This is a genomic window from Zestomonas carbonaria, assembly GCF_904061905.1.
Lineage (GTDB): Bacteria > Pseudomonadota > Gammaproteobacteria > Pseudomonadales > Pseudomonadaceae > Aquipseudomonas > Aquipseudomonas carbonaria.
The window spans coordinates 124601-138505 of sequence record NZ_CAJFCI010000016.1 but is presented as its reverse complement, the minus strand read 5'-3'; the positions used below and the strand labels follow the sequence as shown (position 1 = coordinate 138505).

Here is a 13905-nt window from a genome sequence, read left to right as displayed (position 1 = left end):
TCTTCCTTGTCTCGCTCTAGCTCGCAAGCCCATGAACAGGTCCTTGGGAGGCTGACATGACGCAGATCGCACTGGTCACCGGCGCCGCCCAGGGGCTGGGTTACGCCATCGCCGGCCGGCTGTTCGCCGCCGGCTACGCGGTGGTCATCACTGACCTTTCCCTAGAGCGAGCCCAGGTCGCCGCCGAAGCTCTGGATGCCAGCGGCGAGCGGGTGCTGGCGCTCAAGCTCGACGTCGCCAGCAAGGCCGACTTCGAGGCGGCGCTGGCGGCGACGCTGGAGCGCTTCGGTGCGCTGCACGTGGTGGTCAACAACGCGGCGATGACCCTGACCACGCCGGTCATGCAGATCAGCCCGGAGGAGTTCGACCGCGTCCTGAGCCTGAACACACGCAGCATCTTCGTCGGCTGCCAGGTGTTCGGCGCGCACATGGCGGCGGCCGGCTACGGACGGATCGTCAACATGGCCTCGCTGGCCGGGCAGAACGGTGGCACCGCCACCGGCGCGCACTACGCCGCGTCCAAGGGCGCCATCGTCACCCTGACCAAGGTCTTCGCCAAGGAACTGGCGGCGGGCGGCGTGACCGTCAACGCCATCGCGCCGGGGCCGATCGAGTCGCCCGCGGTACGTGCGGCGGTACCAAAGGAACGCATGGACGGGCTGCTCGCCAATATTCCGGTCAGGCGCCTGGGCGATGCGGATTTCCTTGGCGATCTGGTCGTGCAACTGGCGCGTCCGGAAGCCTACTTCACCACCGGGGCGACCTGGGACGTGAACGGCGGCCTGTATATGCGCTGATTGCCTGTCCAGGGGCCGCTGCGCGTCGAACCAGCCCTTGCTTCGACCCGCCAAGCCCCTGGGCCGGCGGTTTCAATCAATGCCGTGCGTGCGTGCCGCGCGGCCGGTAACAACGAACGAGAACAAGCAGCACCTCGAAGGTGCGGGAAGGCCGGTATGAGTGAGCAATTGTTGAATCTGGTGGTGCGCAAGCGGGAAGAGCAGGGCGAGGGCGTGGTGATCCTCGACCTCGCCGACCCAACGGGCAAGCCGCTGCCGACGTTCGAGGCCGGCGCCCATGTGGACATCCATGTCAAACCCGGCCTGGTGCGCCAGTACTCGCTGTGCGGCGACCCGGCGAACGTGGCGGTCTACCGCCTCGGCGTCCTCAAGGACCCGGCCTCCCGTGGCGGTTCCGTGGCCGTCCACGAACTGCTGCAGGAAGGTCGCGAAGTGCTCATCGGCGCGCCGCGCAACCACTTCCCCCTGGCCATCGGCGCCAGCCGCTCGATCCTCATCGGCGGCGGCATCGGCATCACCCCGATGATCGCCATGGCCCATGCCCTGGCCGCCGCCGACAGCCCGTTCGAGCTGCACTACTGCGGCCGTTCGCGCAGCCGCACGGCCTTCCTCGACGAGCTGGACAGGGCCGATTTCGCCGCCTGCGTACATCCCCACTTCGATGATGAAGAGGAGGCGCAGAAGCTCGATCTGCCCGCCGTGCTGGGCGCGCCGCAAGCGGGCGTGCACGTCTACGTCTGCGGCCCGGCCGGCTTCATGGACTGGGTGATCGACGGGGCGCGCAAGGCCGGCTACGCCGAGGAGCACATCCACCGCGAGTACTTCCAGGTCGAGGTGGACGCCAGCGGCGATGCCTTCGAAGTGGTCGCCTCGCGCAGCGGCAAGACCGTCCAGGTCGCCGAGGGGCAAAGCATCCTCGACGCGCTCGCCGAGGTCGGCATCAAGGTCGAGAAATCCTGCGAGCAGGGCGTGTGCGGCACCTGCCTGTGCGACGTGCTGGAAGGCGAGCCGGACCACCGCGACGTCTACCTGACCGATGAAGAGAAGGAGGCCGGCGACCAGATCCTGGTGTGTTGCTCGCGGGCCAAGTCGAAAAAACTGGTGCTGGACATCTGACAGCAGGAGGGCAAGACCATGGTCGATACCAATGGATTCCGCAACGCAATGGCTCTCCTCGGCGGGGCGGTCTCGGTGATCACCACCGATGGCCAGTCGGGGCGCTTCGGCTTCACCGCCTCGGCGGTGTGCAGCGTCACCGACCAGCCGCCGACGCTGCTGGTGTGCATGAACCGCTCGTCCTTCGCCAATGGGCATTTCAAGAGCAACGGCGTACTCGGCGTGAACGTGCTGACCGCCGAGCTCAAGGACATCTCGGCGGTTTTCGCCAACCGCGAGCTGGACTCCGAGCAGCGTTTCGCCAAGGCCAGTTGGCACACCCTGGAAAGCGGCGCGCCGCTGCTGGACGAGGCACTGGTGAGCTTCGACTGCCGCATCGCCCAGGCCCACGAAGTGGGCACCCACACCATCTTCTATTGCGAAGTCCTGGGCATCCGCCACGGCGAGGGCCAGGAAGGGCTGATGTATTTCAATCGCGCCTACCACCGCCTGGGCGATGCCTCCAGGGCGGCCGGCTGAAGGGGGAAAGTTCGACCCGACGCGAACTTTCGAATATCCGCCGGAATACCGATCAGCGAAAAACCGTCATCCCCGCGAACGCGGGGAACCAGAAAACGGACGTATCCAGACAACAAGAATTTCCCACGTACATATATGGGAACGGGGTCGCTTCGCGGCTCGAAAGCAGTAAGTGGTTATAAAAACAAGACTGCGGATTAACTGCCTAAGTTGTTCTTTTGCTTATTGATCTGCTCCCACTGATTGCGCCTTGCGCATATAAGAAAGGAACATGCACATGTTTCGCAAAGACTGGCTGGAACGCGGCACGCTTGCCGCAGGTTTGATGGGGATATTGGTGCCAGTGGCCGCCCAGGCGGACTTCCTGGATGATCGCCAGGTGAGTCTGGGGCTGCGCAACTTCTATATCGATCGAGACTTCAAACAGGACGGCGCGCCGCAGTCGCGAATCGGTAGCTGGACCCAGGGTTTCGATTTCCGGGCGATTTCCGGTTATACCGAAGGCCCCGTGCAATTCGGCCTGGACCTGTCCGCGCAATATGCCTTGCGCCTCGATGGCGGCGGCGGTCGCGGCCCGGACAGCATCATTCCCTACGACGACAGCAAGGGCGAGCAGGCGCGCGACTACGGCCGCGCCGCGCTGACCGGCAAGATGCGCTACTCGAAGACCGAGTTGAAGATCGGCGAACACCGGCCCATGCTGCCGGTGGCCTTCATCGACGATTCCCGGCAGTTGATCACCACCTACCACGGTTTCATGGTGGAGTCGCGCGAAGTGGACGGGCTGACCCTCACCGGTGGGCGCTTCAACGAGATCAGCAGCCGCGAATCCTCCAACCGCGAGAAGATGTACCTGTTCACCGGCCCCAACGGCCCGCGCCGCACCAGCGACGGACTGAACTTCGGCGGCGCCAGCTACGCCTTCACCCCGAGCCTGTCCGCCACCTACTTCTACGGACAGTTGGAGGACATCTACCAGCAGCACTACCTGGGCTTCGCCCACACCGCCGACCTGGGCGACGGTTTCGCCTTGAAGACCGACCTGCGCTACTTCGACAACAGCGAAGACGGCGACGCGCTCTACGGCGATATCGACAACCGCTCCTACGGTGCCATGACCACCCTGCGCAAGGGAGCCCACGCCATCGGCGTCGGCTACCAGCGCATGCTCGGCGACAGCACCTTCCCGACGCTCAACGGCTATGCGCCGCAGCCCTACCTGGTGAACTGGTCCACCGTGGCCTTCGTCAAGCCCAACGAAAGCTCCTGGCAACTGCGCTACGACCTCGACTTCGCCGCCTACGGCGTGCCCGGCCTGAAGCTGATGACCCGCTACCTGCGCGGCAGCGGCATCGACCGTGGCGACAACGCCCTGGACAAGAACGTCGAGAGCGAGCGCAACATCTACCTGAGCTACGTGGTGCAGAGCGGCCCGCTCAAGGGCGTCGGCTTCGAATGGCGCAACATCGACGTGAAGACCCGCTACGGCAACGGCGCCGCCTCGGGGCCGGACTACGACGAGAACCGCCTGATCACCACCTACACCTTCAAGTTCTGAACTCCCGCCCGGCCGCCTCCCCGGCCGGGCACGGTTTCGCCACCTTGGCTCGCTCACTCCTTGCGGGCTTTTTTATGCGTGTCGCGCCCATCGTTCGTGGGGGAATCGACATGGTGCGCCTTGCCCGTTCCCGGTGGGCTGAAGCCCACCCTGCGGAAGCGACGCAAACCATGACGGAACGACAGGCCGGGTTGGTTGCGTACGATTTCTCGCCGCTGCGAATCTGATTAATTCTGAACAAATGTGACACGTCTCGCATTTTGTGCCCCCTGCTTGTTAATTTGTCGGCGCGTCCACAAGCCTCGCTATTCCGCGAGGACCTGGGCACCGCAGTCCAGGAGCGGGTCGATGAGTGAGCAGGGCAAGAGTGGCGTTGTGCGGGGCTCGCGCGGCCTGAATGGTTGGGGCGCTTGCGAAGCTTTGCTGGGGGTGATCGGTGTAGGGCTGACCGGTGCCTTGCTGATGTTTCCGGTTGGTCGAGTGGACGAGAAAGTGCCGAAGCAGGTCTGCGTGACACGTCAGGTCATTGTGGTGGAACACGAGCAGGATCTGCCGTTATCCATGCCGGTAAGCGACGGATACGGTGTGAGGCCTTCTATTCCGCGTTGGGTTTTCTGAGGCGCCAGTGCTCGCCTCATAACGCTGATAGGGAAATACCGAGCCTATGGCAAACATGGAGATGAGAGTCCTGGTGGTGAGTGGTTTCCATTTGCGCAGCAGGCTCATCGAAAGTTCACTCAATAAACTTGGCTACTTCCGTATAGCCCCGTCTTCCTCCATAGGCGAAGCAGTCGATCTGGCCGGTTGCGTGGCCGGAGGGGTGGAACTGTTGATAGCCGACGTCGATGTTTGCAGTGCGTCGGACATGCATCTGCTCAACCGGTCCTGGTGTCGTGGGGAAATATCCAATGTGATTTTTTGCGGGAACTCGTTGGCCGCTTCCGAGCTGGAAGACTTTCCCGGGCTCCTGGGCTGCATGCCGGCACTATTCGGCGTGGAAATGCTGCGAGTGCTCATCGATCGGATGGAGTCTTGTCCGCAACTGCTTTGCTGGCGAGAGCTGGGGGGCTGAGCGCAACTATCGAGATCGCCGGACTTTCATCGGGCGGCGGAAAACTGTTGGGCTGTTCCGTTCCGTAATCATTTTCAAGTGAAGGGCTGTTGGTGGACTCGCAGGAGTTGGGCCCCTGCGTTTTCACGCGGTTTCCGTCTTTGTTCTCTACAGGGAGGTTTTCTTTTTATTGGCTAGTCTTCGAGTGTCGATGTCGTCGTTTTTTGCGGGTGAATCTTCTCTGTTTTCAAGAGAGTCCGGGCAACTAATTTCAGGAGAATTCCTATGAAGCGTTATGGAGCCGAACTGGTCGGCACGTTCTGGCTGGTGCTGGGTGGGTGCGGCAGTGCCGTGCTGGCGGGATCGGAGATCGGTTACCTGGGGGTCGCCCTGGCGTTCGGTCTGAGCGTGCTGACCATGGCCTATGCCATTGGCCATATATCCGGCTGCCACCTGAACCCGGCGGTAACGCTGGGGCTGTGGGCGGGCGGGCGCTTCCCCGTGGGCCAGGTGCTGCCCTACATGGTGGCGCAGGTCGCCGGGGGGATCCTGGCCGGGGGCGTGCTGTACCTGATCGCCACCTCGCAGCCGGGCTTCGACATCATGGCTTCCGGTTTCGCCGCCAACGGCTATGGCGAGCATTCCCCCACCGAGTATTCGCTGGTGGGGGCGCTGATCTGCGAAGTGGTCCTGACCATGATGTTCATCCTGATCATCCTTGGCGCCACCTCGGAGCGCGCGCCGCAGGGCTTCGCCCCGATCGCCATCGGCCTGGCCCTGACCCTGATCCACCTGATCAGCATTCCGGTCACCAACACCTCGGTGAACCCGGCGCGCAGCACGGGGGTCGCCCTCTACATCGGCGACTGGGCCATTGCCCAGCTCTGGCTGTTCTGGGTCGCCCCGCTGGTAGGCGGGCTGCTGGGGGCGGTGGTCTATCGCGTTATCGCTCCCAGCAAGGACTGACGGTCCGGCAGGACGAGCCACCCTCCCGGTCATCGCATCGCGCAAGGATGTCGGCCGGGCGGAGTGGCGCTCTGCATGACCCTGTGCCTAACTCTCCTGATCCCATTCAGCGGAGGATCAGGACATGGTGGGTGAAGACTACTGGCAGAAGGCCGACCGGCTCGCACGCGAGGCTGCCAAGGCGTTCGACGCAGTCGGGGATTTCCTCCATTCCGGGCCAGACCTGAGCGACGAGGATGTGAGGGTCGACTACTGGGAAGTTCAGAGCGCCGCGATCGTGGCCGCGGAGGCTTTCAAGGAGCACTACGAGCAGTCGTTGACTGGCGCCGGAAGTGGCGGGGCGGACGGGGACGATTAGGATTCGGCCCGGAGCCTGATGGCAGGTGGCTTTTCGAAATCGCTAGCCTCCGCCCCTCACCCTAGCCCTCTCCCGGGGGGAGAGGGGACCGGTCGGAGTCGCGGTCAACCCGTCGCGGGCCATGCCCGCGATTCGCGGAGGTGTTGCGGGCTCCCCACTCAAGCCACCCGCCGATCCCGCCCGATCTCCCGGGAGGCCGCCATCAGCGCCCCTATCCCGCTGCGCGCATTGGCCTCGGCGGCCAACTGGCGTTCCTCGGCGCTGGCGTAGTCGCGGTCCCAGGCGAGCACCTTGGGTGTCATCAGCTTGTGCCACAGCGGCGGGATCATGGCGACGATGATGGTGGTCAGGTAGCCGCCGATCATCATCGGCGCGTCCGGGAAGGGCTTCAGGTCCTGGTAGGGCACCTCGCCCTGGGCGTGGTGGTGCGAGTGGCGGGTCAGGTTGAACATGGTCCAGGAACTGATGCGCTTGTTGGTATTCCACGAGTGGCGCGGCTGCACCGGGGTGGCCGGGTTGCGGACCATGCCGTAGTGCTCCATGTAGTTGACGATCTCCAGCAGGGCCTTGCCCCACAGCGCGCAGGCGATGAAGAACAGCGCGGCCTGCCAGCCGCCGATGGCGAACGCGGCGGCGACCAGCAGCACGCTCATCAGGTGGCCGCGGATCACCGCATTGTGCCAGCCGAATAGGCTCTGGCCCTTGCGCGCCAGGCGCCGCTTCTCGATCTTCCAGGCGCTGAGGTTGCCCTTGAGGGTCGAGGCGAGGACGTGGAAGTAGACGTTGCGTCCGCGCGGCGCGGTGGCCGGATCCTCGGTGGTGGAGACGTAGCGGTGGTGGCCGTAGACGTGCTCGATGGAGAAGATGGTGTCGAAGCTGAACGCCAGCAGCCAGCGGCCGATCAGCATGGAGACCGGGTCCCAGGTGCGGTGGGTCAGTTCGTGGGCGGTGATGGTGCCGATCATGCCGATCATCAGCCCGGTGGTGATCCAGGCGGAGATGTGATGGCCGAGGTGGGTGGCGTCGCGGGCGGCGATCAGGTCATGGCCGGTGAGCCGGCCCAGCGCGGCGCCGAAGCCGAGGACGTCACCGTCGCTGACGCTCCAGACCGCCGAGAAGACGATGAAGGCGAGCAACGGCAGAGCCAGCCAGAGCTGGAAGGTGAGGATGCCGGGGTGCTTGAAGCGCGGGGTGCTGGTGTCGTCGCCGCAGAGGGCGTCGCCGATCAGGTAGATGGCCTGCACGGCGAACAGGCCGTAGGTGATCCAGGCGCCGCCGGCGAGGATGCTCGCGGCGGCGAGCAGGCCGATGGCATGGAAGAGGAAGTACTTGAGGTAGTGCAGAGCGTTCATGGTCGTCTCTCTTGTTGTCGTCAGGCGGTGGCGGTCAGGCCGTCCTGCTGGGTGGTGAAGCGGTCGGCGTGGATGTGTCCGCGCGCCACGCCGTGCTCGCGCAGCAGCGCCACGGCGCTGTCGATCATCGCCGGCGGGCCGCACAGGTAGGCGTGCGCGCCGGCTTCCAGCAGCGCCGGGATCTGCGCGGTGACCAGCCCGCGCGCGCCCTGCCAGGGCGCGTCGGCGGCGGCCTCGGAAAGCACCGGGACGAAGCGGAAGGGCGCGCGCCACTGCGCAGCGATCGCGTCGATTTCCTCCAGCGCGTAGAGATCGCGCTCCTGGCGGGCGCCGAACAGCAACGTGGCGGGGCGCTGGACGCCGTTGGCCAGGGCATCCCGCAGGATCGCCAGCAGCGGGGCCAGGCCGCTACCGCCGGCGATCAGCAACAGCGGTGCCTGCGCCGGGCGCAGGTGGAACGCGCCCAGCGGGCCTTCGACGGTCACGCCCTGGCCGAGCAGGTCCTTGTCGTTAACCAGGCCGGTGAACCGCCCGCCGGGCACCTTGCGCACGAAGAAGCTGACCTTGGCGTCCGGCTGTGGCGGGGTGGCGAAGGAGAAGCTGCGGGGCTGGTGTGGCAGGCTGTCGAGGGTCAGGTCGGCGTACTGGCCGGCCTTGTACGGCAGGCTTTCCTCGAGCTGGATGACCAGCCGGGTGATGTCGTGGGTCAGCCTGTCCTGGGCGACCACCTTGCCGCGCACCTGGCGCCTGGCCTGCTGGCGCGTCATGTCGACCTCGATGCGCACGTCGCCGCGCGGCATGCTCTGGCAGGCGAGGATGTAGCCCTGGTCGAGCTCCTCGTCGGAGAGGATGTAGCCGGTCTCGGTCAACTCCCGGACCTGGCCAGAGACCAGCCGGCACTTGCAGGTGGCGCAGCCGCCGACCCGGCAACTGTGGGGGAAGTCGATGCCCTGGCGCAGGGCGGCCTGCAGCAGCGTTTCCTTCGGGTTCACGCCGATGCCGGTGCCGTTGATCAGCGCGGTGCTCGGGCGTCGCCTGGCAAGAAAAGAAAACATGCGTCCTCCGGTTCTAGTTGTTGGGCAGAGGTTCGGGACGCTTGAATCGTAGGGAGGAAGGGCGTGGGGCGGAGAGGGCCCGGGTTGACATTCAGGGGGTCATTAATTGACATTCTGGGATTCCGCCAGCCAGCGCGAGTCTCCCGTCGCCATGTCCGACTTCCTGCTCCCCGTGCAGTACCTGCGCCAGATCGCCGAACAGTTGCGCGCCATGGGCACGGACCCGGCCGCCTGGCTCGCCCGCTGCGAGGTCGAACCACGGCAACTGGACGACCCGGACTACCAGCCCGGCTTCGCGCTGTTCAGCCAGCTCATCGAACACGCCCTGGCGCTGACGGAGGAGCCGGCGCTCGGCCTGCTGGTGGGCGAGCGACTGGTGATCAACACCCACGGCATCCTTGGCTTCGCGGCGTTGCAGAGCGAGTCGCTGCGCCAGGCGATCCAGCTCGTGGAGCGCTACCTGGCTGTGCGCACCACGCTGGTGACCCTCCGCCATGAGCATGACGAGGCAGCGCAACGGGAACACATCCAGTTCGTCGCCAGCTTTCCCCTCGGCTCCATCGAACGGACCGTGCTGGAGGCCGTGATGCTGGCGATCAAGAACGTCTTCGACGCCATCACCCCCGCCAACGTTTGCCTGAGCCAGGTCGGCTTCCCATTCCCGGCGCCTTGCTACGCGGACCTGGCCAACGAGATGTTCGGCTGCCCGGTTGCCTACGACCAGCCCTGGGCGGGCTTCACCATCGACTCCGCATTGCTGGACCTGCCCCTGCGCATGGCCGACCCGGCCGCCTTCCGCGAGGCGGAATCGATCTGCCAGCGCGAGCTGATGAAGCTCGGCGAGAAGACTTCCCTCAGCGCCCGCGTGCGCCGGCTGATGCTGGAAAAGCAGAACGGCTTCCCGAGCCTGGTGGTCACCGCCCGGCTGTTCCACATGACCCCGCGAACCCTCCACCGCCACCTGCTGGACGAGGGCACCACCTTCAAGCAGATCCTCAAGGAGGTACGGCACTCGCTGGCGGTCGAGCACCTCAAGTCCGGACGGCTCTCCGTGCAGGAGATCGCCTGCTCCCTCGGCTACAACGACGTGGCCAATTTCCGGCGCGCCTTCAAGCAATGGGAGGGTGTGCCGCCTTCCGAATACCGCCCTGGGCGCCAGTAGCGGGCGGCGGCCGTCTTCTTCAGCAAGCGGACCCAGTCGATCTGCATGCCACGGTCGATCGCCTTGCACATGTCGTACAGGGGCAGGGCGGCGATGCTCGCGGCAGTCAGGGCTTCCATCTCGCCCCCGGTGGCCGCCGTCAGCGCGCAACGGGCGGTCACCCGCACCGAGTCCGGCTGGACGGCCTTGATGTCGACGCTGATGGCGGTGAGCAGCAGCGGATGGCAGAGCGGGATCAGCTCGTGGCTGCGCTTGGCGGCCATGATGCCGGCGATGCGCGCGACCGCGAACACGTCGCCCTTGGGATGCTCGCCGGATTCGATGGCGCGCAGGGTGTCCGGTTTCATCCTCAGCCAGGTTTCGGCGACGGCTTCGCGCTGGCTGGCGGCCTTGTCCGTGACGTCCACCATGCGGGCCTGGCCGCGATCGTCCAGGTGGCTGAGTCTTGCCGGAGATTCTTTCGCTGTATCCGGAGAAGTTTCCGGAAGTTCGACAGAGTGGGTCATGGATAATTGCCAGGAAGTTGCGAATACGACTTCAGGCTACGGGTCAGTATATTTTTCGTCCAATCGCTTGTTCCGATTTACCGATCGGGTCTCTCTATCATGAGTTGCGCCGGAACTTGTTGCTTGCGAACAGTTGGCGGGCGATCTTCGAAGTTCAGTCGTTATCGTCGGATGAGGATTCTCCGAATATTGCCCTGGCCTCGGTAAAACATTTCTCGGCCAGCGCCGAGCGCGGTTCGGTGCGGCGCAGGACCAGACCGAGGGACGCATGGACGACGGACTCGGCGATGGGCACCACGCGAAGGTGCTCGCTGAGGCCTTCCAGGCCGTTGCCCAGGGGCATGATGGCGCAGCAGATGCCGGCGCTGACCGCCTGGACGAGCTGGAAGGTGGAATCGCTCTCCAGCAGGGGCTGCGGGTCCAGGCCCCGGCTGCGGAAGCTCAGGTCGATGGACTGGCGGAAGTGCATGCCGGTGGTCAGCAGCCCCAGCGGCAATCCGCCGAGGGCGTCCCACTTCAGTTCTTCCGCCTCGAAGGTGAAGAAGCGCGTGTCGTGGAGCAGGCCCATGCGCGTCGAGGCCAGTTCGATCACCTCGAAGTAGCTGCTGTTGACCTGGTCCAGGTAGCACAGCCCCAGGTCCAGTTGGTTGCGCCCGAGGCGATCGATGATCTGTTCCGAGCTCAGCGACGAGAGCTGGAAGCGCAGCTCCGGATAGCGCTGGGCCAGCGGCTGGAGCAGGTGCGTGGGGTTGAAGCTGGCCAGCGGCACCATGCCCAGCCGCAGGCAGCCCACCAGTTGGCCCCGGCAACTGGCGGCTTCCGCCTGCAACCCATCGTGGGCGGCCAGCAGGGTGCGGGCCCAGGCGAGGATACGCTCCCCGGCCTCGGTGAAGCCTTCGAAGCGCTGGCCCCGCTTGACCAGGACGAGGTTCAGCTCGTCCTCCAGGTTGCGCAGGCGCATCGACAGCGTGGGCTGGGTGATGTGGCAGAGCGCGGCGGCCTGGCCGAAGTGGCGGGTCTGGTCGAGGGCGATGAGAAACTTGAGCTGCTTGATGTCCATGGCGCCACCTTGCGGAGGGAGGGGCTGAGGGACATGGCCGTGGCGGCCGTCCATCCATTACGAGTTGTCGTTCAGGAAAGGCTATTGCACGGGAATGTTCGCGTCCAATCACCCGTTCCGAATAGCTGATAAGGGGGCTCTATCGTGTCTTCTTGATAACTTGGGCCGCAACTAGAGTTGGAGCTGATTACCGATAGAAGTTGCCGATCGATTGGTCGGCGGTAACTATTAGACAGGGAAAAGTGCTCGCCCTAGGCTCGGTGTTTGTTTATTCAATCCACCCGCGCCTGGAGTTTCCATGAGCATCAAGCCGAACGCGGAATTCGTTCCGCTGAATATTGCCGTATTGACCGTCAGCGATAGCCGTTCCCTGGAAACCGATACTTCCGGCGAATTGCTCGCTACCCGCGCGGTGGATGTCGGCCACCGCCTGGTGGCGCGCGTGCTGCTCAAGGACGACCTGTACCGGATTCGCGCCCAGGTGGCTGCCTGGATCGCCGACGACGACGTGCAGGTGGTGCTGGTGACCGGCGGCACCGGCTTCACCGGACGCGACAGCACCCCCGAGGCGGTGGACTGCCTGCTGGACAAGAAGGTCGAAGGCTTCGGCGAACTGTTCCGCGCGCTCTCCATCCTCGATATCGGCACCTCCACCGTACAGACCCGCGCCCTGGCGGGGCTGGCCAACGGCACCCTGGTGTGCTGCCTGCCCGGCTCCACCGGCGCCTGCCGCACCGCCTGGGAAGGCATCCTGGTCGAACAACTGGACGCCCGCCACCGCCCTTGCAACTTCGTCGCCCACCTCAAGCCTGTGGCGGCCTGCGAGTCGCGTGGGTGACTGTTTCATTGGTTCCCCGCGTTCGCGTGGACGACGGGTGAGAGTCCGGAGGAACTGCCCAGCCTCGTCATTCCCGCGAACGCGGGAATCCAATCTCCTGCGCACGAAATTGGTATCAGGGTAGGGTTCTTGGCTGCCTTGCTGGTGAACGAATGGCTTGGGCCACGGAGGTGGGGTCATGACTCGTCCCCTCACCCTAACCCTCTCCCGGAGGGAGAGGGGACTGACCGGAGTTGCGTCATGCCACGTCGCCTGAACCATGCCTCGTGAACTCCCTCTCCCTCCGGGAGAGGGCTGGGGTGAGGGGCGGAGTTTCCGGCAGTCTCCCGAGCGTAGGGTGGGCTTCAGCCCACCAGGTGGAGGGAGAGGGGACTAAGCGGAGTCGCGTCATGCCACGTTGCCCGAACCATGCCTCGTGAACTCCCTCTCCCTCCGGGAGAGGGCTGGGGTGAGGGGCGGAGTTTCCGGCAGTCTCCCGTGCGTAGGGTGGGCTTCAGCCCACCAGGGGACTGAACGGTGTATCCAGCAGGCTGTTTATTGGGTCCCCGCGTTCGCGAGGACGACGGGGGAAAGTGCCCACCCCCGTCATTCCTGCGAACGCGGGAATCCAATCTCCCAACCCTACGGATTCCTCCCCGCGCACGAGACGGTTCTGTGCCGCCCCCATCAGCTCAACACGAAGTCCACGGGTTCCAGAACCGGTGGCAGTTCCTCGTGGCCGAGCGTGGAGAGGATTTCCCGTTCGATGGTGCGCACGATGGCGTCGGTCGGCAGGTCGTTCTCGTCGCGTCCGAACGGGTTCTCCAGCTCGTCGCCGATGGCGTCCAGGCCGAAGAAGGTGTAGCTGACGACGGTGGTGAAGATCGGTGCCACCCAGCCGAGCGGCACGGCCATGGCGAACGGCAGCAGGATGCAGAAGATGTAGATGGTGCGGTGCAGCAGCAGGGTGTAGGGGAAGGGCAGCGGCGTTGACTTGATCCGCTCGCAGGTGGCCTGTGCCTCGGCGAGGCCGTTCAGGCGTTCCTCCAGCGAGATGGCGCGCCATTCGCTGATTTCCCCGCGCCTGGCCAGTTGCGTGCACTGCCGGCCGATCCGCTGCAGGATGGCGTCGCTGGCATTGTGGCCCGCGCCGCCGGGCAGGCCGGACACCCACTGGTTCGCGGCGGCGAATTCGTCCTCGTCGCGCAACCTCGCGTTGAGCGCGTGGGCGAAGCCGCATATCTCGTGCAGCAGCTTTTCGCGCACCGCGTCGTTGCCGATCGCCACGCACTGGCGGGTGAAGGAGCGAATCTCGAAGATCACCCGGCCCCAGGCCTTGCGGCCTTCCCACCAGCGGTCGTAGCAGGCGTTGTTGCGAAAGCTCATGAAAATCGACAGCGACAGCCCGAGCAGGGTGAAGGGAGTGGCCTCGACCCGGACGAACCAGTCGGGATGCAGGGTCCCCACCAGCACGATGAGGGACGCCAGCAGGGTGATCATCAGGCTGCGCACGGCAATGCGCCGGGCGATCGAGCCCTTCAGGGAGATCAGCAGGTTGAGCAGGTTGGGTTTCGGGCGAACGATCATG

At 65.1% G+C, this 13905-nt stretch carries 15 protein-coding genes; 10 read left to right on the top strand and 5 right to left on the bottom strand.

Features of this window, described 5'->3' with window-relative positions:
* Positions 1 to 56 precede the first annotated feature (56 nt).
* The 8 genes from PSEWESI4_RS02470 (at position 57) to PSEWESI4_RS02435 (ending at position 6365) form a co-directional block, all read left to right on the top strand.
* Positions 57 to 797: an SDR family NAD(P)-dependent oxidoreductase gene (locus PSEWESI4_RS02470; RefSeq protein ID WP_187669590.1), complete on the top strand. Its 741-nt coding sequence runs from the start codon at positions 57 to 59 to the stop codon at positions 795 to 797.
* A 156-nt stretch (positions 798 to 953) separates the two neighbouring features.
* Positions 954 to 1913, top strand: a complete 960-nt coding sequence (locus PSEWESI4_RS02465) for a PDR/VanB family oxidoreductase (RefSeq protein WP_187669589.1) — start codon at positions 954 to 956, stop codon at positions 1911 to 1913.
* A gap of 18 nt (positions 1914 to 1931) precedes the next feature.
* Positions 1932 to 2432 carry a flavin reductase gene (locus tag PSEWESI4_RS02460; RefSeq protein ID WP_187669588.1) on the top strand — a complete coding sequence of 167 codons (501 nt, stop codon included), beginning with the start codon at positions 1932 to 1934 and terminating at the stop codon, positions 2430 to 2432.
* 277 nt (positions 2433 to 2709) lie between these two features.
* The gene (locus tag PSEWESI4_RS02455; protein ID WP_187669587.1) at positions 2710 to 3990 is read left to right on the top strand and encodes an OprD family porin; all 1281 of its coding nucleotides are present in this window, start codon (positions 2710 to 2712) and stop codon (positions 3988 to 3990) included.
* A gap of 348 nt (positions 3991 to 4338) precedes the next feature.
* Positions 4339 to 4608 (top strand): hypothetical protein, encoded by a 270-nt coding sequence (locus PSEWESI4_RS02450; protein WP_187669586.1) that lies wholly within the window; start codon positions 4339 to 4341, stop codon positions 4606 to 4608.
* A 46-nt stretch (positions 4609 to 4654) separates the two neighbouring features.
* The gene (locus PSEWESI4_RS02445; protein ID WP_187669585.1) at positions 4655 to 5062 is read left to right on the top strand and encodes a response regulator; all 408 of its coding nucleotides are present in this window, start codon (positions 4655 to 4657) and stop codon (positions 5060 to 5062) included.
* A 264-nt stretch (positions 5063 to 5326) separates the two neighbouring features.
* Positions 5327 to 6007 (top strand): aquaporin Z, encoded by a 681-nt coding sequence (gene aqpZ / locus PSEWESI4_RS02440; protein ID WP_187669584.1) that lies wholly within the window; start codon positions 5327 to 5329, stop codon positions 6005 to 6007.
* A 124-nt stretch (positions 6008 to 6131) separates the two neighbouring features.
* The gene (locus PSEWESI4_RS02435; protein WP_187669583.1) at positions 6132 to 6365 is read left to right on the top strand and encodes a hypothetical protein; all 234 of its coding nucleotides are present in this window, start codon (positions 6132 to 6134) and stop codon (positions 6363 to 6365) included.
* A gap of 158 nt (positions 6366 to 6523) precedes the next feature.
* Here PSEWESI4_RS02435 and PSEWESI4_RS02430 read toward each other — a convergent pair whose 3' ends face one another.
* Together PSEWESI4_RS02430 and PSEWESI4_RS02425 are read right to left on the bottom strand one after the other, a co-directional pair.
* Positions 6524 to 7717: an alkane 1-monooxygenase gene (locus tag PSEWESI4_RS02430; RefSeq protein WP_187669582.1), complete on the bottom strand. Its 1194-nt coding sequence runs from the start codon at positions 7715 to 7717 to the stop codon at positions 6524 to 6526.
* Between the two features lie 20 nt (positions 7718 to 7737).
* Entirely contained in the window at positions 7738 to 8772 is a 1035-nt protein-coding gene (locus tag PSEWESI4_RS02425; protein WP_187669581.1) for a 2Fe-2S iron-sulfur cluster-binding protein, read from the bottom strand.
* A gap of 106 nt (positions 8773 to 8878) precedes the next feature.
* Here PSEWESI4_RS02425 and PSEWESI4_RS02420 point away from each other — a divergent pair, with 106 nt between their 5' ends.
* Positions 8879 to 9934 (top strand): AraC family transcriptional regulator, encoded by a 1056-nt coding sequence (locus PSEWESI4_RS02420; protein ID WP_235978867.1) that lies wholly within the window; start codon positions 8879 to 8881, stop codon positions 9932 to 9934.
* On the opposite strand, the gene moaC is transcribed toward PSEWESI4_RS02420, so the two are convergent.
* Both moaC and PSEWESI4_RS02410 read right to left on the bottom strand, forming a co-directional pair.
* Positions 9850 to 10440, bottom strand: coding sequence for a cyclic pyranopterin monophosphate synthase MoaC (gene moaC / locus PSEWESI4_RS02415; protein WP_187669580.1), 591 nt, complete (start codon positions 10438 to 10440; stop codon positions 9850 to 9852). The genes PSEWESI4_RS02420 and moaC overlap by 85 nt on opposite strands.
* A 154-nt stretch (positions 10441 to 10594) precedes the next feature.
* On the bottom strand, positions 10595 to 11500 hold the full coding sequence (locus PSEWESI4_RS02410; RefSeq protein ID WP_187669579.1) for a LysR family transcriptional regulator: 906 nt from the start codon (positions 11498 to 11500) through the stop codon (positions 10595 to 10597).
* A gap of 298 nt (positions 11501 to 11798) precedes the next feature.
* On the opposite strand from PSEWESI4_RS02410, the gene moaB reads away from it, so the two are divergent.
* Entirely contained in the window at positions 11799 to 12338 is a 540-nt protein-coding gene (gene moaB / locus PSEWESI4_RS02405; RefSeq protein WP_187669578.1) for a molybdenum cofactor biosynthesis protein B, read from the top strand.
* Between the two features lie 666 nt (positions 12339 to 13004).
* Here the strand turns inward: moaB and PSEWESI4_RS02400 are convergent.
* Positions 13005 to 13904 carry a bestrophin family protein gene (locus tag PSEWESI4_RS02400; RefSeq protein WP_187669577.1) on the bottom strand — a complete coding sequence of 300 codons (900 nt, stop codon included), beginning with the start codon at positions 13902 to 13904 and terminating at the stop codon, positions 13005 to 13007.
* Position 13905 lies beyond the last annotated feature (1 nt).